General features: G+C 42.8%; 18 protein-coding genes. All 18 read left to right on the top strand.

Annotated elements, in window-relative coordinates; translation table 11 throughout:
- Positions 1-12 precede the first annotated feature (12 nt).
- The 18 genes from ACSLUH_RS05755 (at position 13) to ACSLUH_RS05670 (ending at position 20,881) form a co-directional block, all read left to right on the top strand.
- Positions 13-498: an Hcp family type VI secretion system effector gene (locus tag ACSLUH_RS05755; protein ID WP_448565345.1), complete on the top strand. Its 486-nt coding sequence runs from the start codon at positions 13-15 to the stop codon at positions 496-498.
- A gap of 82 nt (positions 499-580) precedes the next feature.
- Positions 581-982, top strand: coding sequence for a type VI secretion system baseplate subunit TssE (gene tssE / locus ACSLUH_RS05750; RefSeq protein ID WP_448565344.1), 402 nt, complete (start codon positions 581-583; stop codon positions 980-982).
- Positions 983-1,030: 48 nt separating this feature from the next.
- Positions 1,031-2,743 (top strand): type VI secretion system baseplate subunit TssF, encoded by a 1,713-nt coding sequence (gene tssF / locus ACSLUH_RS05745; RefSeq protein ID WP_448565343.1) that lies wholly within the window; start codon positions 1,031-1,033, stop codon positions 2,741-2,743.
- 9 nt (positions 2,744-2,752) lie between these two features.
- A complete protein-coding gene (locus tag ACSLUH_RS05740; RefSeq protein WP_448565342.1) occupies positions 2,753-3,748 on the top strand; it encodes a type VI secretion system baseplate subunit TssG in 996 nt (331 codons plus the stop codon).
- Between the two features lie 17 nt (positions 3,749-3,765).
- Positions 3,766-6,585 (top strand): type VI secretion system ATPase TssH, encoded by a 2,820-nt coding sequence (tssH, locus tag ACSLUH_RS05735; protein WP_448565341.1) that lies wholly within the window; start codon positions 3,766-3,768, stop codon positions 6,583-6,585.
- A 23-nt stretch (positions 6,586-6,608) separates the two neighbouring features.
- Positions 6,609-8,633, top strand: coding sequence for a type VI secretion system Vgr family protein (gene tssI, locus ACSLUH_RS05730; protein WP_448565340.1), 2,025 nt, complete (start codon positions 6,609-6,611; stop codon positions 8,631-8,633).
- Positions 8,634-8,663: 30 nt separating this feature from the next.
- A complete protein-coding gene (locus ACSLUH_RS05725) occupies positions 8,664-9,104 on the top strand; it encodes a hypothetical protein (protein ID WP_448565339.1) in 441 nt (146 codons plus the stop codon).
- A gap of 48 nt (positions 9,105-9,152) precedes the next feature.
- Positions 9,153-10,415, top strand: a complete 1,263-nt coding sequence (locus tag ACSLUH_RS05720; protein WP_448565338.1) for a hypothetical protein — start codon at positions 9,153-9,155, stop codon at positions 10,413-10,415.
- Positions 10,405-11,439 carry a DUF2169 family type VI secretion system accessory protein gene (locus ACSLUH_RS05715; protein ID WP_448565337.1) on the top strand — a complete coding sequence of 345 codons (1,035 nt, stop codon included), beginning with the start codon at positions 10,405-10,407 and terminating at the stop codon, positions 11,437-11,439. The genes ACSLUH_RS05720 and ACSLUH_RS05715 overlap by 11 nt, the downstream gene beginning before the upstream one ends.
- Positions 11,429-12,565 (top strand): hypothetical protein, encoded by a 1,137-nt coding sequence (locus ACSLUH_RS05710; RefSeq protein WP_448565336.1) that lies wholly within the window; start codon positions 11,429-11,431, stop codon positions 12,563-12,565. The genes ACSLUH_RS05715 and ACSLUH_RS05710 overlap by 11 nt, the downstream gene beginning before the upstream one ends.
- 11 nt (positions 12,566-12,576) lie before the next feature.
- A complete protein-coding gene (locus tag ACSLUH_RS05705; protein ID WP_448565335.1) occupies positions 12,577-13,605 on the top strand; it encodes a DUF4150 domain-containing protein in 1,029 nt (342 codons plus the stop codon).
- 4 nt (positions 13,606-13,609) lie between these two features.
- A complete protein-coding gene (locus ACSLUH_RS05700) occupies positions 13,610-17,473 on the top strand; it encodes a hypothetical protein (RefSeq protein WP_448565334.1) in 3,864 nt (1,287 codons plus the stop codon).
- A gap of 3 nt (positions 17,474-17,476) precedes the next feature.
- Positions 17,477-18,421 carry a hypothetical protein gene (locus tag ACSLUH_RS05695; RefSeq protein WP_448565333.1) on the top strand — a complete coding sequence of 315 codons (945 nt, stop codon included), beginning with the start codon at positions 17,477-17,479 and terminating at the stop codon, positions 18,419-18,421.
- Between the two features lie 15 nt (positions 18,422-18,436).
- On the top strand, positions 18,437-18,604 hold the full coding sequence (locus tag ACSLUH_RS05690; RefSeq protein WP_448565332.1) for a hypothetical protein: 168 nt from the start codon (positions 18,437-18,439) through the stop codon (positions 18,602-18,604).
- Between the two features lie 3 nt (positions 18,605-18,607).
- On the top strand, positions 18,608-19,552 hold the full coding sequence (locus ACSLUH_RS05685) for a hypothetical protein (protein ID WP_448565331.1): 945 nt from the start codon (positions 18,608-18,610) through the stop codon (positions 19,550-19,552).
- Between the two features lie 15 nt (positions 19,553-19,567).
- On the top strand, positions 19,568-19,741 hold the full coding sequence (locus tag ACSLUH_RS05680) for a hypothetical protein (protein WP_448565330.1): 174 nt from the start codon (positions 19,568-19,570) through the stop codon (positions 19,739-19,741).
- Between the two features lie 3 nt (positions 19,742-19,744).
- The gene (locus ACSLUH_RS05675; protein ID WP_448565329.1) at positions 19,745-20,692 is read left to right on the top strand and encodes a hypothetical protein; all 948 of its coding nucleotides are present in this window, start codon (positions 19,745-19,747) and stop codon (positions 20,690-20,692) included.
- Positions 20,693-20,707: 15 nt separating this feature from the next.
- Positions 20,708-20,881: a hypothetical protein gene (locus ACSLUH_RS05670; RefSeq protein WP_448565328.1), complete on the top strand. Its 174-nt coding sequence runs from the start codon at positions 20,708-20,710 to the stop codon at positions 20,879-20,881.
- The last annotated feature ends 127 nt before the right edge of the window (positions 20,882-21,008 follow it).

The following is a 21,008-nucleotide window of genomic DNA, read 5'->3' as shown; positions in this document are numbered from 1 at the left end:
GGAGAATATTAAATGGCAATTCCTGCATATATGTGGTTAAAGGATGACCAAGCAAATGACATTCAAGGTTCAGTCACTGTTGCTGACCGTGAAGGTTCAATTGAAATTTTACATTTTGACCACGAATTACGTATTCCAATTGACAACGACACAGGTGAGTTAACCGGTACGCGTAAGCATGAGCCTTTTGTGATCACAAAAGCGGTTGATGCGTCTACGCCTTACCTTTACAAAGCTTGTGCTAATGGTCAAACCCTTAAGCAATTAGAGCTTAAGTGGTACCGCATTGACGATACAGGTACTGAAAAAGAGTACTTTTGTCAGCGTTTGGAAGACGTAAAAGTAACTTCTATTGCGCCAACCATGCATAACGTTAAAGACCTCGACAAGGAGCGTTACCCGCACCTTGAAACGGTTTCATTGCGTTACAAAAAAATCACGTGGACATACTTAGATGGCAACATCGAGTTCACTGATTCTTGGACGGAAGGTCGTTAATCTTATTAACGACGATACCGCCTCGAAAGGGGCGGTATTATTCTGTTAACGAAGAAATTAACGTAACCACCGCGGATAAATCATGGCCTTATTTGACAAATTAGCTGAGCCTGTTCGCTATACGGCGCTAGCAGCGATCAGCCAAGACGAAGTAGAGAGTGTTTGTAAGCACATTAATGTGCTGCTCAATGCTCGTCGTGGGGTTTTAGGGCACATGAAAGATTATGGTTTACCCGATGTTGAAGATATTTATGAAGGCCTACCATATTCGCAACAAACGCTGGCATTAGAAGTTAAAAAGTTAATCGAAAAGTATGAGCCGCGTGTACGTATGGTCAATGTGTTAGCCAATGATATTAATCAACATGACTGTGTGATCAAGTTAGAAATACAGGCATTTTTAGTGAGTGGTTCAGCCATCAAGTTAAGCACTAAGTTCGCATCAGGCGGAAAGGCGCTGGTGAACAACAAGGGTGTGAGATGAGCAATAAACTACTGACTAAAAGTGAACTGTGTGATGTAGAGCAAAATTATGCAACAATTTTTTGATGCGCAAATGCGCTTGCTAACCGAAGCAGGTAAACAGTTTGCCGAAAATTACCCTGAACATGCAGGGTTATTAAATATCGACTCGATAAAAGAGCGTGATCCGCACGTTGAACGCTTACTAGAAGGCGTGGCTTATTTAAATGCGCATGTCCACAAACGCTTAGATGAATCATTACCTGAAGTTTCAGAGCAAGTATTACGTCAGTTATGTCCAGCACTACTGAACTATTATCCGTCGACAACGGTGTTTCAATTTACGCCTAAGTTTTCAATGAACGAGTCGCTGGTGGTAAAGAAAGGGCTTGAAATTACCACAGAGCATGCGGTTGAGCAGGTTAAGTGTAAGTTCACCACCTGTCATGATCTTAAGGTGTTGCCATTAACGGTTCAACAGGCAGACATTGTCGATACCTACCATGGCTCTGAGCTTAAAATCACCTTTAAATGGGCGTGCCAAGGCGAGTTAGAAAACTATGATCTTAGTCGATTGCGCCTTTATCTAGACGGTGATACACCGCTGGTAACCGCGTTATATCAATTATTACTGACCAGTGACAAAGAAGTTATGTTTGATTTTGGCGCAAGCCATTATCGTGTTAATAAGCCTTATGCCGTTAACGTCACTTCGGCGTTGCTTGAGCCACATCAAGCACTACTGCCTAATGCCTCAACGAGTCACCCTGGCTATGCGTTGTTGCAAGACTACTTTAATGGCCGAGAACGGTTTAACTTTGTTGATGTCTGTTTACCTATGCAGTTAACTTTACCCAGTGAGTTAGATGAGTTTTCCTTGGTCTTTAAAGGGCCCGTAAAATTACCACCTGGGCATAAGCTCAGTGCCAATAACATTAAGCTTAATTGTGTGGTGGGCATTAACCTATTTACGCTTGACGCTGAGCCGATTCATTTGCAACTTAATCGCACAGAATACTTAGTGGTACCAGACAAAGATAAGCAACACTATATTTATGCCTATTGTGTTGACCAGATCAGCGGGCGAGACAAATTAACCGCACAAGCCCATGAGTATCTTCCTCGTTATCGCAGTGTTTTTGGTGATGAAAAACGGCTTTATACACTAAGTCTAAAAGATATTGGTGCAGCGGTACCAAGCCATTACATTAATATTGCCGTGGGACACGATGGTGTTGATGATACGTTATCTACGCAATTAACCTGTTATAACGGTAAGTGGCCGAAACAAACTATAAGAGAAGGGCAATTAACCAGCAGTGGTAAAAATATGCCGTCGTTGTTAACGGTAAAAAATATTGCCAGACCCACTAATTTTAAAACATCAAAAGCAAGTTCAAGTTATTGGCAGTTGATTAGCTTGCTAAATTTAAAATTTTCATCACTAGCTGAGGCTAACCAGCTCAAACAGTTATTGGCACTTTTTGATTGGTCCGAGCGCTCTGAAAATAAACGTCGCATTGATGCCATTATGTCGGTTAAAAGTCAAAAGTTTAATCAGATCACCCGAGGCATATTTGTGCAGGGGGCAGAGCTTGTGATCACCTTGGATGAAAGTAAGTTTTCAGGTCTCGCCGACGTTTATCATTTTGGTAGTGTATTACATCAATTTTTTGTGATGTATGCGCCGATTAATCAAAGCGTACAAACACGCATTGAATGCATACCCAGTTATCAAGAATTTGTCTGGACCGTAGCGCCTGGACAAAGTGCGCACTTATAAGGGGTTGTCATGTCGATAGCAGAACAGCCTAATTGGCATAAACTTTCAGAAAAATTAACCACGCTTCATCAAAAACCGTGGCAATTTAGCCTGTTTCGAGCGATGCACTTGTTAGAGAAAGAATGGGCCAGCAGTAATGAACTCGAGCAAGGGCTTAGTCAACGCGTATTGATCACCCCTTATAAAGAGCTTAGTTTTCCATCGGCAGAGGTCAAAGCCTGCCAATTAACGCTTAAACATCGAGGCAAGTTTAATTTAAAAACAACATTTTCTGGTTTATATGGTGCTGATGCTGCCATGCCACATTATTTGTTAGAACAGGCGGCCAGTGATGATGAGGCAGGGGCAAGAACGCGCGCTTTTCTCGATATGTTTAATCATCATTATTACTGTTTGCTCTATCAAGCGTGGAAAAAGTCACAGCTTACTATCGATGGCATTGGTAGCCGTCAATATGACCAAGTGATCAATGCCATTTTAGCCAATAATAACGAACGCCATGTCAATGCAGGGGTTGCTGGGTTAAAAACAACAAGTGCGAGTGGCATGGCAAGTTTGTTAAATGAAGAGTTTGGTTTAGCGCAAATTGTGGTTAATGATAGCGCTGCCCATTGGCAGCCATTAGAGAAGAAAAGCGTTATCGGCTCAGATGAAGGTTGTATCTTGGGTCAGTCCATGATGTTAGGTGATCAAGTGCTCGTCTCGGGTGGCAAAGTGGTGATTCATTTTGGTGAAATGGCAGCTAACGATGCGCAACAGTTTTTCCCGGGGCAAAGCAAAGGTAACAACTTATATTCAGTGGTTAATCGACAACTACCCAGCGACCTGCCGTGGTCGTGTCACTTTGTGGTTCACTACTCCCACAAACCCATTCAAACATTAGGGCAAGATAACCTTGTTTTAGGCACAGCAAGCCATGTCGGTGAGGTTAGCCCTAAAGCCAGTATACATATTTTTAAAGACGTACAGTACAAAAGCCGCTTGAGGCTTAATGACTGTGCGTAAACGATAGGAACAGAGCAATGGATGTCAAAGGTATTAAACAACTTATCGATAAGTTAAATGGTCATACAGCAAGTGCGCTAGAGGCAGCGGCAGGGTTTGCTAGCAGTCGTAGCCATTACGAAGTATTGCCTGAGCATATGTTAATAAAACTAATGGAAGAGGGCGCTAATGGCGATTTAGAGCGTATTTTTCACTTTTTTAACATCGATCAAGATGCGATTTGGCAAGCATTACTCGCGCATTTAAATACGCAACCAGCAGGCAGTAAAAGTAAGCCGGTATTTTCAAGAAGGTTATACGAATGGCTAGAAAAATCGTGGCTTAGCAGTAACTTGCATTATCAAGGAGATTGGATCACTGGTATTAGCCTAGTTGATGCCTTGCTTGATATTGCGCCATTTAGCCCAGTGGTTTCGTTACCTGAATTACTTGAAGGAATAGAGTTAAGGTTTTTACGCGCAAACCAAGAGAAAATTTGCCAAGGCTCATGTGAACGTTATCGAGCTTCAGAGCAACAGACGGCAACCAACGAGGCAAAGCATAATGACGTAGACAATAATGCCGCCAGCGCCTTAGATGATTTTTGTGACGATTTAACCGCAAAAGCACAACGAGGTGAAATAGATCCTGTGCTTGGGCGAAACGATGAAATTCGCATGATGATCGACGTGTTGTGTCGTCGTCGGAAAAATAACCCCATTATGGTGGGCGAGCCGGGTGTTGGTAAAACGGCAGTTGTAGAAGGCATGGCGCAACGAATCATTGATGGGCAAGTGCCTCAAGAGCTTAAAAATGTGCGTTTATTAACGCTAGATATGGGGTTATTGCAAGCAGGAGCTGGCGTAAAAGGCGAATTTGAACGGCGCTTAAAGCAAGTGATCGACGACGTTAAGGGCTCGGCGCAACCTATTATTATGTTTATTGATGAAGCCCACACCTTAATTGGTGCAGGTGGTGATGCTGGCATGAGCGATGCCGCTAACTTGTTAAAACCAGCGTTAGCGCGAGGAGAATTGCGCACTGTTGCAGCCACCACATGGTCTGAATACAAAAAGTACTTTGAACGCGACGCCGCGCTAGAGCGACGCTTCCAATTAATTAAAGTAGATGAACCTTCGGAAAATGCGGCAAAATTAATGCTTTCAGGCTTAAAAGCCAAGTATCAAGCGCACCATAATATTCAAATTACCGACAGTGCCATTGAAGCAGCGGTGAGTTTATCGTCACGTTACATTACTGGTCGTTATTTACCTGATAAAGCGATTGATGTGCTAGATACAGCAGCGGCACGGGTTAGAATGTCTTCTGCTACCGAGCCTGCAGCCATTGAAGCCGAGTTAGAGCATATTGCTTATTTAGAGCGACGCATTGATGCGCTAACCACAGAAGTTGACCAAGGTTTAGAGGTTAATCAACAACTGATTGCTCAGCTACGCAGCGAACTTAACACCTCTAACAGTAACTTAACGACAATGCTTGGCGCTCGAGATAATCAAAAAGTAACGTTAGCCACCATTGAAGCGTTAAAAGCGCAGCAAGCTGCTGGTGAAGATATTAGCGCTCAACTATTACAATCACGTGCACAATTAAAACAACATAATGCCCAAGGTAATGGCTTATTTTCTGAAGTTGATGCCGACGCCGTCGCTGAAATTATTGCCGAGTGGACCGGTATTCCAGCAGGCTCAATGGTGAAAGACGAAATAAATACCTTGATCAGCCTTGAAGATACCTTAAACCAACGGGTTGTAGGGCAAGCGGATGGATTAGCAAAATTAGCACAAAGTTTAAGAGTGAGTAAGGCTGGCGTGAGTGCCTCAGAGGGCCCATTAGGGGTGTTTTTGCTCGCTGGCCCGTCGGGTATTGGTAAAACTGAAACCGCGCGCGCCCTTGCCCAAGAGCTATTTGGTGGTGATAAGTTTTTAACCACCATTAATATGAGTGAATATCAAGAAGCGCATACCACCTCACAACTTAAAGGGTCACCTCCTGGATACGTTGGTTATGGTGAAGGTGGCGTGTTAACGGAAGCGGTGAGACAACGTCCATATTCGGTGATATTACTTGATGAGGTCGAAAAAGCCCACCCTGATGTATTAAACCTTTTTTATCAGGTATTTGAACGTGGTTTTATGCGCGATGGTGAAGGGCGAGAAATCGATTTTAGAAACACGATTATTTTAATGACGTCTAATTTAGGTTCACAAACGTTAATTGACGCCTGTACACCGCCTGAGAAAACGCCCGATCTTGAAGAGCTCGCCGAAGCGCTTATCAATGAAAATCAAGATGAACAGCAAGATGCTACCAAAGAAAGCGAGGCAGTTACCGACCAAGAAAATGCCGAGCAACGGTCAGCGGTTAACGATCAAGCGATTAACGATGAAGCAATTAACAGAGAGGCCACGTGGCAGCGTCCAAGCCTAGAGGCATTGATAGCACAAATTAAACCGGAATTACTGTCATTTTTTGCACCAGCGTTACTGGCGCGCATGCAAGTGATCCCGTTTTTACCGTTAGATCAAGTGTCTCTAGCGTCAATTGTCGCATTAAAGCTTGAGTCAGTAGCGAAACGATTGGCTGAAAATCACCAAATGGCGCTACGTGTAGATAGTGCCGTAGTCTCTAGCATTGCCCAGCAATGTCAACTTTCTGATTCTGGAGCGCGCATGGTCAATGCCATTATTGAGCAACAGATTTTACCCGGTATTGCAAAATCAGTATTGGCGTTTATGGCTGAAGAAGATATGCCAGATATATTAACGTTATCATTGAATGAACACGGCAAAATTGAAGCAGTATTTGCTGATAGTGTCAGTGAGGAAAAAGTGGCTTAGCAAAAAGTGCAGGGAGAAAGGCAATGAGTGTATCTGAAGTATTAACCAATATTGTTGCAAGTGAGAGCCAGTTTTCGCTATCGGTCGAAGGTGTGCCTACTCATTTGTTTGCGGTCACCGATATGGCATCGGTGAGTGATGAGTTGTGTCAAGATTATCAATTTACCGTTGATGTATTAACCGAAGAGTTAGTCAGTGCCGAGCAAGTTATCGGTAAAAATGCCACCTTTACCATTGTCTGGGGATTGGCCGATAGAACCATTTCAGGCATCGTAAGCCAACTGCTGGCAAGAGGTCAAAGTCATCAAGGTTATCATTATACGGTAACCCTGAACTCACCTTTAATTTTATTACATCATAAACGTTCTAATCGTGTTTTTACCGAGTTAACCATTGAAGAAATACTGACCAAGGTTTTTGAAAAATCAGGATTTCCAATGGAGTGTCTCGATATTAAAGCCCAGGGCCCTAAAATTGACATGCTAGTGCAGTACAACGAAACCGATTTGGCGTTTGTTGACCGCGTTATGCGTAAATACGGTATGGTTTATGGCGTGATCGAGCAAAATGGAAAAGCGGTCGTTACCATAACCAACGACAGCAGTGCGTTTGTAAAAGCCAGTGAAACACTCGACCTTGCCTATCAAGCGCCAACAGGAACGGTGCGTGCGAGTGAGAGCATTTTTGCGATCAGCAAAAAGTCACAGTTGTTAATTAATGATGTCGAGTTATTCGACTATCGAAATGAATTTTCAGAAACTTATAAGACAGCAACCACTAACAACATGCCATTGGCTGGCGCGGGTAAAGATCAACGTTATGGCGAAAACTATCGAGGTCTCGAGCTTGGAGAACTATTTGCCACAACGCGACAACAAGCGCTAGATTGTCAACGACAAATCACCATCATAGACAGTGATTGCCGAGCAATACGCCCGGGTATGTTAGTGAATATTGTTGACCACCCTGAATATCAAGGTAGCTATTTTGTCATTCGTGTTGATCATGTTGCCAGCCAAGCTGGCGCGGTAAACTATGGCAGTAAAGTAAAAGGTTTACTTTATAAAAACCAAGCCCATTTAATCCCCGCTGACGTGTCATTTAAAGCGTTTGTGCCAGACAGTAGACGCGTATATACCACATTCTCAGCCACCATAGAAAAGGAAATGGATGCCAAAGGTGATTACATTGTTAGATTACCCTTTAATCAGGATGGCGAAGGAGAAGAGAGCAAACGCACCCGTATGGCGCAACCTTATGGTGGTGCAGGGCATGGCATGAACTTTCCACTAACCAAAGGTACCGAAGTGATTGTTTGTGGCGAAAACGGCGATTTAGACCGCCCGATTATTTTGGGCGCGATGTACAATGAGCATGCGCCAAGCCCTGTTACCGCGCACAATAGTCACGAAAATATCATTAAAAGCCGCGCTGGGCATCAGTTGATCATGGATGACAAAGCGGGCGAAGCAAAAATTTCGTTACAAAACCGTCATAGCGCTAACAGCTTAGTACTTGATGCGACAGATGGCGCGCATCAAGCAACCCTTTCTTCAAAAGGCTCTGCCGAAGTCAGTGCACAAGGCTATTTAAGTTTTCAAAGTGGTCAAGACACCTTAGTGACGGCAGGCAGCAATATTAACCTATCAGCCACTAATGCCATCAACATGACCACTGCTGAAGGCGATATTAGCGTACAAGCGGCTAAAGATATTCAGGCCAAAGCAGGTGCTAATATCGCGCTGGAAGCGACAGAAAATAATATTGATGTCAGCGCTGAAAAAGCGCTTAACTTGCAAGCTAAACAAGACATCAGTTGGTACAGCGAACAAGGCAACGTTTCGCTTCAAGCCAACCAAGGCGATCTTGAGGTTAATGCTGGTGGCAATATTGTTATTCAAAGTACAGATCAAGGCAGTATTTCAATTTCTCAAGGCAGTGGCTCCATCGAAATAGATGCTGGTGGCAATTTAACCATTGATGCCAACAATATCACCTTAAGCGCGGCCAATATTGTGATTAAAGGCAATGCGGTTTCAAACAATTAACCTTATTGAAAGAATAAAAACGGATATTTTATGACAGCGTCAATTAACACCATTAAAGCAACTCACTTTGCTCAATCAACTGCGCCTGAGCTTGCCAACGTCGATGAAATTGACAGTGCAGGTCGAATCAAATCGGTTAACTTGCAAGATTATCAAACAAAACAACCAATTATTGGTCAAGCGCGACACGTAACAACAAGTACACAAGGTGAATTAGTGTTAGTGCAATACACCAAGCAAGGCTGGGTTGTTATTGCGCAATTAGCTGAGCAAAATAGCTTTCCTGCCGCCTACATTAGTGACAGTAATGGCCACGTACAAATTTCGGGGGCAAAAAGTGTCAGTTTAACCACAGAAAAAGGCAGTGTTGAAATTCATCAAAATGGACGAATTGTGCTTGATGGGAGTGAAGTTAATGCGTGTAGTGAAAAAGACTTTTTTATTTCAGGTTGGCCAATTCGGCTTAACTAAGCCACTTGGTGTTGGGTAAAGGCAAAATAGCAAAGGGTATCATGGGCAATGTTTGAAACGGTGGCAAGAGCAAGCGCACATCACACACAGGTGGTTAACTTAGTGAAACAGCGCCAACATATTGAGCGCAGTTTATTGTCGCAATGTTCACGTATGCAAACGCTTGAACGTAATTTATTGGCGTATATCTATGCATTGGTTGATGAAAAAACATTCAAAATAAAACCAAATGTTGCCTCGTTAGTGACAGCATTAACGCATTTCTTAGCGGAAAACATCACCTTAGAAACCCTTATTCAGCGTTTTTGTGAATTAGAGCAAGATAATGATTTTTATAGTTTTATTTTATTAGCTTCCCTGCTTGTCGGGGTAACGCGTTACAGTAAATTAACGATAAATGAAACAACACCGCTTATTGACAGCTTACTGTACCCCAAAAAACAAGGTGAACAACAACTCGCGGAGTTGTTGCGCTTATGGACACTCAACTGGCCCAGTGATGCATTAGCAGGGTTACGCCAACATCTTCTTAAAAGTGTCGAGCGGCACAGCAACGCACTTAATTATCTGGTACTGAGCACAGATGCAGTCACCGAAACCGATTTAACCCAAGGTTATTTTCACGAGAATAGCGAGCTTGCTTTGGCCTGTTTTGTCAGAGGCCTTATTGACCCAAAACATCAACATCATGCCCAAAGTGCGTTATTTCAGCGCTTTGCAAAAAGTGAACAACCACAAGATAAAGCAAGGTGGTTAGCGTTGGCTGGATTAACCGGTGATCAGCAATGGCTAGAGCCAGCATCAATTTTTTGCCAACATTATCCTCAATATACCTATGAGGTCTTGTCTCACTTTCAGCATAAAGCCAATTTAACCTTAACCATTGAGTTAATGGCCATAGCACAAACTTCACAAGCGGCTTATCAAACGTGGCTTTTGCTCACTGAGCAATCATTGTTGATGGAGCCTGCCATCAAAGACATCGGCACGCAACAACACAGTGCAGGCGATGCATTGATCCCCAATCAACACCAAGCAGAGCTTTACCGCCAGCAATGGTTTAATCAGGCCGGTGATTGTGTATTGGCAGGCATAAGCTATGACAACCAAAACGCGGTAACTAAGCTAAATCATCTGCATGGGCTATTGGTACAGCGCGTGGTGCTTTTTAGCGCGAAAGCGATAGCGCAACTCGATAGCTACGCGTATCTCTATGGTGTACAGCCGTGGCAAAACGTCATTAAGCAGTTAACGTCAGGCTCAGCTAACGCGAATCAGGCGCTTAAACAGGGGGTAAGCGATGTTGCATAACTTATCGCCTTGGCAAGCAACGTTAACAGAGAACTGGTTAGCCGATACAACCGCTTGTAAAACCCTAACGGTAAAACAGTCCTATGAGTTTGATGCATCCGGGCAAGTTTATGTGCTTTCGCCCAGTATTGATATTTGCATGGCAGAGCAAATGAGCGGTGAACCAAATAGCAGCTCATTAATTCAAGCATTGGAAACCGTACCCTTTAAGCAAGGGTTTGAGGTCTACGGTAATTTAACGGCATACCCGCCAAAGGGGAAAACTGCTCGGGTCATTGAAGTTATGCTAGCGCTTTATCAAGATCAACAACCGTTAATGGAAAAGGTGTTACGCGTTACCGGTAAAAGGCAATGGCAGCGCTCTTTACTTGGTGCTAAGGCCAGTGACCCACAGCCTTTAGCACCAGTAGCACTTAACTACGAAAACACCTATGGCGGCATTGACAGTGAAAAGCCTGACAAGCACTTTGAACAAAATCCAGCAGGGTATGGTTATCGCCTAAAATCACCCATTGGACAACATTTACCCTTGGTTGAATACCCCAAGCAGCTGCTAACACACCCAAAAAATAAAGGGGTTGCGGCAAGCTATGGGCCTATTCCTCAATTTTGGCAACCAAGGTTAGACCTAATGCCTGACGTTGATGAACAAGCGGCAGTTGCAGGAGAGTATCCTTATAGCGCCCGTTTAGCGAATAATTTTTATAACTGCGCACCACAAGATCAACAACTCGATGTTGAATTTTCCGACGGTTTTACCCTTAAAATGAAAGGGCTAATGCCCAATACTGACTATCACGATATAATCGCGATTGATTTACCTTATATTGAGCCCGTTATTGCGTTGTTTAATGGTGAACACCAAAAGCAGTTAGCAATGACCTGCGATACCCTAGTGCTTGATTGTGATGCAAATAGCTTTCACTTAATTTGGCGAGCCAATATATTGAGCAAGCTGGTAAGCGCCCATAGTCAATTTGTTGTGCAAGCACCTGATATAGTAGAGGTTCGCAATGCTTCATAACTTTAGCGCTATTACCTTATCTTGTATTAATGCCGCAGGTTCTTCGCCAAAAGCACTGTCTGCTGCTTTAACAACACAAATGTTTTTTGGTGAAAAACAATCTTATGAAATTTTAGCCAATAATAAGCAGCGTCAGCATGACGACGAAGGCATCGCTCAGCCATATTTTGCAGTGCCGATAGACCCGGTAATGTCATTGTCAAAACAAGTTAAAATGACAATGCTCTTAACAGCATGTTTTGAGCAAACAGCTGCAAAGCTTGCCACGCTATCAACAAGTTTGCCGTTAAATGCCATTGAAGAAATAGTTGTGGTAACTTCTAGCATTAATAAACAAGAACAAGAACAATACGCAAACCTTAATGAAGAGAACGATTGGCACGACACCGCAGTGGAGTTGTTACAACAAACGCTGCCGCAATTTGTTAGTAAACTCAGGGTTTGCCAAGTAGGTGCGCCGGCTTTAGACAAGGTCATCAACCTGCTTACTCAGCAGACAGTATTAACTGAGCCAAAATTGGTGGTGTGTGTTGATACCTTTGTCGATTTTCAATCAGTAAAAGCCTTAAATGAACAAATGTTTATTCATTGCGCCGAAGGGGAAATTGGCGTAATGCCCGGAGAAGGAGCATGTTGTATGTTATTACTTCCTGAGACTTATCCAAATATTAACGTCAGCGAAACAGTGCAAATTAGCCCGATCATGACCGAAGGCAAATTATCGTTAAAAGAGCAATTACAGCAAGCAGGCTTTAGTTTGCCCAAGGCGGTTATTCACACGGGTTCGTTTAACGAAATATGGGTGAGGCATTGGTATCAACAAACGCAACAGTTTTATCATGTTAATAGCAAGCAAGATCTAGCATTAGACACGGATATTGAACCTGAATTAACACTTTTTGATCAAACACGAATACTCGGATATCTCGGTTCATTAAACTTAGTGACTGGGTTGGCAAGTGCTTCGGCGTTACTTAATTGTCCATTTAATAACATTAATCAATTGTGGCTGATTGAGTATTATACCGAGTTAGAAAGCGCTGATTCTCTCACTCAGGTGAATGTTTTTCTTGTCAGTAAGGCTGGCGTTGAACAAAAAGCACTGGCTAATTCGGCTCAAGAATAAAAGGATTTATCATGACAAAATACATTAATGCTCAAGCCGGAGACGAGGCACCTAGTGTTCATTACGATATTGATGAGCTTAGTGCGGATATTAAAACAGGAGGTAATCAAGCGTGGCGACATACCAACGTTGCATTACTTTCGTTAAATATATCCGCCCGTCAGCATAACGCAATTGGCTCCGCTTATGGTGTGGCGGTATTTGCTAAGAAGAAAGACAGTCAAGAGGCGTTTATTACCGAGTGTCAGCGACCTAAATACAAAGGTAGAACGTTAGGTGAAATGGTTAATATCTTTATACCTGATCATATCATTGAGCCTCCTCAGTGGGATGAAGAAAACCAACAAGCAATTTTACCTTGGATAGAGCCTGTAACAGGGCTTGATGTTAATGCAGAGCTAAGCGACTATGATGCCTTTTTATCGTTGGTGGAACAACATATCGGTTGGCAAACGGGTAGCAGTCAAACCATAGAGAAAGATAAAAAAGCACCTGCGCCAACCGTCATGACCGTCAGTGGCAATAACGTATTAGTCAATGGAAAAACCGCGGTGCATAAAGACAGTGGTGGCGTGTTACAAACGGTAGATGTTTGTTTAACCACAGTGGGTAATGCGGTGGTACCTATTCCTTATCCCAATATTGCACTTTCAAGCGATGCGGCAAGCACCGCCTCCTCTGTAAAAATAAACGGTAATCCAGCGTGTCATAAAGACAGCAATTTCGCTAAAAGTACCGGTGATGAAGCAGGTGATCAAAAAGGGGTTAAGAGTGGAACAATTAAAGATAAAGCACACTTCGTTACCTATTCTTTTGACGTATTTGTCGAGGGTAGTGCAATAACCCGGGCAGGGGATTTAATGGTATCAAACAATAAAAATACCCCACCGGCACCTTTAATGCAGCCGCCCGGCCCCATGCCAAGAGGGTTAAAAATTAAAAAGAAAAAAGCGAAACAGGCGCAAAATGACCAACAGCAGATCCTGATTAAAATGTCAGGCAATGAAAAACTCGATACTGATTTAATCGTTAAAGGATAGGGAAATGAGTATTATCACGGCAGACAATATTGAAATAAAAGAAAAACACCGCTCTTTAATATTTGAAGGTGTAGGCGCTGAACAAGAAAACCTATCGTTATTTATTTATGACTATGCTAATCCAAAAAATAAGCAAGGCGCTTATAAAATTCCTTTATATCAAGCTAAAGCGCAACAACCTGATAGCGACGTAGCGGATATCGAATTAGTAAATACCTATCCTTTGATATTTGACACTATCGACAAGACTGATGACCAAATATCGCCCTTACCACAAGGGTATGTTTATATTTTTGTTGACGGTTACTTATGGCGCGAATTAAAAGTTATTGTTGATAAATTCGGTCAACGATTTTTTAGTGATGTAAATTTGGCTTATCAAAAAGGTTTTTTAGTGTGGAAAACCAAAAAAAATGCCGAGTACGCTAATCAAGGCAGAAGAGACGCAACCTGTGAAAAGTTAAGAACGATTCTTGTACCCAACAAACTTAAAGGGCAACAATGTAAAGTTGAAATGGCGTATTCTGAGCAGCAATGGTCATGGACACAAATTCTTAAACTTGGCGGTATGAACCCAGAAGACCCACGTTTAAATTATGGTGATCCACTGTCAAAAGAAGAACGACTATGCCCAGATAAAGCCATTGCCGCCAAAGCCCGCAGTAAAAGAATGCAAGTTATTGATAACTTGTCTGATTTTGAAAACGGTTTTACCCGTAAAGGGCTGATTAAAACAGGCGCTACAATTAATAAAAATATTAGCCATTTTGCCGCGCAAAAGTTAGCGCCAGTGGTCTTAACCAATGGCTTACATGTGGCACGAAACACGATTAACGCCATTTTAACCTGCCAACTAGAAATCGCCGCGACCTTGCATCACATTAAAGGGGTAACCGTTGACGAACAAGGCACCGAAATTGTCGTTGATGCGGTGAAAAAAGCAAAGTTCGAACTTGCAGAGCAAATGATCAATCGTTTCTTTCAAATGAACGACGCTATTCTTGACGGTGATATCAAAGTGCAAGGTAGCGAAGGTGCTGAAAAAGCTCAGCAAAAGCAAGTAGAATACGCTGAAAAAATAAAAGCTTGGCGCGAAGACGGATTAGATCTAGATAACTTAAGAGACTATTTGCACTATGATAAGTTACTAGCGCTTTCAACGTGTATTAAAGACAATCAACTGGTGTTGGCGCAATTAATTGAACAAGACATCGATGTGGTTAAGTTTAAACACTGCATTGAAGATTTTACCTATCATCGTAATGCCCATTATGCACAGGGCATTGACGTACTCAAAGATATCGCCGTCGCCTTTAAACAGCACCCTGCTAATCAGTATTCCACCATTATTTTGGATAAAAAAGACTGGGACGAATTAGAAACCAAATTTACCACCAGTTCAACGCTATTAAAGCTCTTGGGTGAGCACCCAGACGAACCTTTTCATCCTATTGCCGAATTGTTTTTTGCTAAGGAGCCAACAGACCAACCTAAACCTGGCACCTTAGACCTAGAAGTTGAAGATCACCAAGACCCATTTAACCCCAAATTTAGTTTAGAGCGTGTACTGTTAGTCGAACAAGATGAATCGTTTGACCAGCAAGACCAAGAAGCCGTAATGCAAATAGGGCGCAGGCTATCACAAGCATTAATGGGGCTGTCAACGGGGTTATTAGATTTATCATTAATTGCCAGTGCCAACCAAGGCCAAGCGCAAACCGTCGCTGGGTTTAACCAACAAATTCAACAAGAAAAACAGCAAAGTTTAGTAGCCAAACAAAACCTTAACAGTGAAATCAGTGCTCATGCTCTGCGTGAAAAAGAGTTAAAGGCAAAACTTGCCAACGCTGAGCAAGAGTTGGCGCAGAAAACAAAACACTTAAACGCCACCGACGCTGAATATCAACGTCAGCACCTTTTAGCCAAACCTGAAATTGAGCAGTTAAAGAAAGAGCTCGGTGAAATCGACAGCAAGTTAGCGAAAGCGCAAAAGTCATTGCGGCAATTAAATAACCAACTGGTGCAACTAGAAGTTGAAATCGCCCAAAAGGGCAGCGCCCACTTAAGTAAAAATAAAGGGCTAATTTCAACGATGCGGGTGTTAAACCAGTTAGAAGATGGCCAATTTACCGCGCTAGAAATGACCGCGCAAGATTATAAAAATGGTAAGTACGCCGAGGGCTTTATTGCCCTAGATGCTCGCGCACGCGCAGAAATCGCCCAAGAGCTTGGTAAAGAAATACGCGATTTAGTGCGCGCGCAAAACAACAGCCGCACCCGTTTAGCCACCAGCCAAGGCACTGTGGTTGATACCGTTGACGATGTCATGCATATGCGCAGCAACATCAATCGCTTATTGGCGATTGCCGAGCAAGCGCAAACGGTATTAGCAGGTGAGGGCGCATCTGGCTTAAAATTGCAAGTTATCGCCTTAAAAGACAGTGAAAAAGCCACGCATTTAAAAAAACTGTCACTGCAAGATGAAATCAAGCAACTCAACCAAGGGCTGGTTAACCTAAGCAGTGATTTTGATAAAAATGCCATTGCCAATCAAAAGCTTGCTGAATTAGCCAAACAAACAGAAACGCTGGCCAACCAAAAGTTTTTATCTAATACCTCCATCAACGGTTTAACCCGCGCCAATATTGGTATTTTAGGCGCGGTCGGCCTATTTGAAGTGTATAACCTCACCATGGCGATAAATACTGCCGTAAAACAACCTAACGGTAAAAATATTGTATACGCACTGGCGGGAGTAGCCGATTTTGCAGCCGTGATTATGACCTTAACCCGTGAAAGCTATGTCATCAAAGTTGGCCATCCAAGCCCCAAACAACTGGCCAACCTTGTACGTCGCAAACCAGTAACGGCTGAGGTAAAAACCTGGTTTTCACTTACCACATGGATGTATCGCGCAAATATCGCGGCGTCATTATTTAGCGCCTTCATTAGTTTATTTGAGGCTTATCAAGCGTTTCGCCGCGGCGATAACGACGCCGCTTTTGGCTTAGCCACTGCAGGTATCGGATTTGCCGTGGTCGCGATCTCAGATAAGCTCGCGTCAAATGCGCTAAAGCGTGGGCTAAATATTGGCTCGCGCGCGGGTTGGATTGGCCTGTTAATCGTCTTGGTCGGGGTTGTCATTTATTATTGTTTTAAAGATGAAGACATCGAGCGTTGGTTTAAAGTATGCCCATGGGGCACCGATGCCGGTGATGATGATAATAGCGCTACTTGGCTAACCCGCCCCGATTATGCCTTTCATGACTTAGCGCAAAAACTTTTTGCCCCACAAGTGCAAAGCGACAATGTGTTAAAAATAACCAATAGCTATTCACTCACCGCCCACGGGCAAGATATGGTCCACACCTATGAAGACCCAACCGAGGCCTATTTTATTGTTTCTTGCCCCACCAGCACCGCTCCCGAGCATGTGGCGGTTGAATTTGCCGTTAAACCGAAAGCCGATTTATTTGACTTTAACGGCAACGACGAACACTACCGTAACATCATCCTAGGTAAAGCCGTTGGCCAAGGCCAACCATGGTTACAAGCCTTTTGGGATAATATCACCGTAACAAGCCTCTCGGGTGGGCAGGGTTTGCGCCTTGACCTAAACCAGTTTAACTGCGCTCCGCTATTTAAAAAGTTTAACACCACGGCGCTCACTTTTAGGCTAAGGCTAAAAACGTATCCAAAAGGCAAAGGGGTCCCCGTTAGCGCCAGCTTTACCGACAATGAATATAAACTACCGATCAGCGAGCGCGATGATGACGGCACCTTTACCGATGCCATCGACTGGCAATCCGCTGAGGTTAACCTATCGCTGCGTAATCGAGCATTAAAGCAACAATTAGGACTAATATAACCGATGATAACCGTCGTAACTCAAACACCACAAAATGCCATCAATACCGTTGAAGTGACAAAAGCGCTTAGGCCACCCAAAAAGCCCGCGGAAATAAAACTGGGCAAATATTTTCGTAAGGCAGAGTTAGCATACGACGATATCTTTGGTTTTCAAACAGATATTTTCGCATTTGATGGCCGTTATGCGAATTTGATTATGCCAGGCTCCCTTCGAGATAGTGATCATTGGGCTAATGGCGCTACAGCTATGATGTTTGCCGTGATAATACTAATACTTCAATTGATAATCTTATACAATCACGGTTTTTTTATCATATTAGAGGGCTATGATCTGCTCGCGCAGGCGCTATTGGTGCCTTATGCGCTGATTCAGTTTAAAAAATCGAAAAAAAAACAAGCATTGGCTGTGGTATGTGACCGCAAAACCGGTAACGTAAACTTTCCTGCCTTTGGGGGTAATCCTGAATTAGTCATCCCGTTTTCAGAAGTGGAAATGTATATGGGCTCCATTGCTTATAGCCGCGGTTCAGGTATGCCAACCAATATTATTGCGCCAAAAATGTACCCCAAAACAGCAAAGTATGATTTTCAATACCCGGTATTATGTGCTGACAGTTATGATGAGCTATGTAAATTTTGGACAGTACTGACCGAGTTTATGGATAAAAACAAACCTATCCCTTATGGCGCGATGTCGTCGATTCAATCGCATCTTGATGACGATAGAGCAGCGATATGGCCGGGTACCGATGTACTGACCCGTTTTCCGCTAGACCCCGAAATAAAAGATAACTACCGCTATGTCTATTTTAAAAATGAAGATGGCACAGTGGAATATCCGCCTGAGGAGATAACCCATGTCATTGCCCCGTATAGCGATGACCCAGAGCTATTACAACAAAATATCGAGCGCGCTTATCAACTGAAATTATTGATATTTTATTAAAAAAACTTAACCGATATGGATATCTTGATCATGCAAGACGACGTTAACTTTCAGAAGGTGTCACTGCCTCAACTGGCCAATCGTGATTGGCAAATGTATGTAGAGTGTATCGACTGGCAAACTGACGAGGTGAACTTGGTATTTCGTAATCGGGCACTAAAGCTACAACTAGGATTAATATAACCGATGATAACCGTCGTAACGCAAACACCACAAAATGCCATTAATACTGATAAAGTGACAAAAGCGCTCAGGCCACCTAAAAAGCCCGCGGAAAAAAAACTGGGTAAATATTTTCGTAAAGCCGAGTTAGCCTATGACGATATTTTTGGCTATCAAACTCGTACTTCAACGTACGACGGCCGCTATGCGAAATTGACCATGCCTGGCTCTGCTCGAGACAGTGACCATTGGGCCAATGGCGCTACAGCTATGATGTTTGCCGTGATAATACTAATACTTCAATTAATAATCTTATACAATCACGGTTTTTTTATCATATTAGAGGGCTATGATTTACTCGCGCAGGCACTATTAGTGCCTTATGCACTGGTTCAGTTTAAAAAATCGAAAAAAAAACAAGCCTTGGCTGTGGTGTGTGACCGCAAAACCGGTAACGTAAACTTTCCTGCCTTTGGGGGTAATCCTGAATTAGTCATCCCGTTTTCTGAAGTGGAAATGTATATGGGCTCCATTGCTTATAGCCGCGGCTCTGGGATGCCGACTAATATTATTGTGCCGAAAATGTATCCCAAAACAGCAAAGTATGATTTTCAATACCCGGTATTATGTGCTGACAGTTATGATGAGCTATGTCAATTTTGGACAGTACTGACCGAATTTATGGATAAAAACAAACCTATCCCGTATGGCGCGATGGCGTCGATTCAATCGTATCTTGATAAAGATAAGGCGGCTATATGGGAAGGAACAAAAATACGAGAGCCTTTGCCGCTTGACCCCGAAATAAAAGATAACTACCGCTATGTCTATTTTAAGAATGAAGATGGCTCAGTGGAATACCCGTTTGATGAAATTACCCATGTTATTGCCCCGTATAGCGATAACCCTGAGCTATTACAACAAAATATCGAGCGCGCTTATCAACTGAAAATATTGATATTTTATTAAAAAAACTTAACCAATATGGATATCTTGATCAGGCTAGACGACGTTAACTTTCAGAAGGTGTCACAGCATCAACTGGCCAATTGCGATGGCGATTGGCGATTGTATGTAGAGTGTATCGACTGGCAAACCGCCGAGGTGAACTTGGTACTCCGTAATCGTGCCTTACAACAACAATTAGGACTAAATTAATAAATGACTTCTAAACAGCCTAGCAACAATCCTGACTGTAAAATTAACACGGATAAGCTTACTCAAGCACTGCGGCCACCGAAAAAGCCTATGGAAAAATACTTAGGTAAGCACTTTCGTAAAGTGGAACTTGCTTATGAAGATATTTTGGGTTTTCAATCCTATGTATCCGCATTTGATGGTCGTTATGCCACCTTGATTATGTCAGGATCTGCTCAAGATACTTGGTATTCTGCATTTGGTATAAATGCGCTACTCTTTTTTGCAGCAATATTGGTTCCACAACTTGTTTCTTTTTCTGCAGGAAATGGTTTTTTAGCGTTTAAAGGTTGGGGTGTTCTACTTCAATTGTTTTTATTAATATCTGCTATGGTTTTATTTATTAAATCAAAAAAAAAACAAGCCTTGGCTGTGGTATGTGACCGCAAAACCGGTAACGTAAACTTTCCCGCCTTTGCGGGTAATCCTGAATTAGTCATTCCGTTTTCGGAAGTGGAGATGTACCGTGGCTCCATTGCTTATAGCCGCGGTTCGGGAATGCCCGCTGAAATTATTGTGCCGAAAATGTACCCCAAAACAGCGAAGTATGATTTTCAATACGACGTTTTATGTGCTGACAGTTATGATGAGCTATGTAAATTCTGGACAGTACTGACCGAATTTATGGATAAAAACAAACCTATCCCTTATGGGGCGATGGCGTCGATTCAATCGTATCTTGATAAAGATAAGGCGGCTATATGGGAAGGAACAAAAATACGAGAGCCTTTGCCGCTAGACCCAGAAATTAAAGATAACTACCGCTATGTCTATTTTAAGAATGAAGATGGCACAGTGGAATACCCGCCTGAGGAGATAACCCATGTTATTGCCCCGTATAGCGATAACCCTGAGCTATTACAACAAAATATCGAGCGCGCTTATCAACTGAAATTATTGATATTTTATTAAAAAAACTTAACCGATATGGATATCTTGATCAGGCTAGACGACGTTAACTTTCAGAAAGTGTCACTGCCTCAACTGGCCAATCGTGATGGCGATTGGCGATTGTATGTAGAGTGTATCGACTGGCAAACCGCCGAGGTTAATCTATCGCTGCGTAATCGAGCATTAAAGCAACAACTAGGATTAATATAACCGATGATAACCGTCGTAACTCAAACACCACAAAATGCCATTAATACTGATAAAGTGACAAAAGCGCTCAGGCCACCTAAAAAGCCCGCGGAAAAAAAAACTGGGTAAATATTTTCGTAAGGCAGAG

The organism is Thalassotalea ganghwensis, from assembly GCF_053485795.1.
This window is presented reverse-complemented; position numbering and strand designations above follow the sequence as displayed.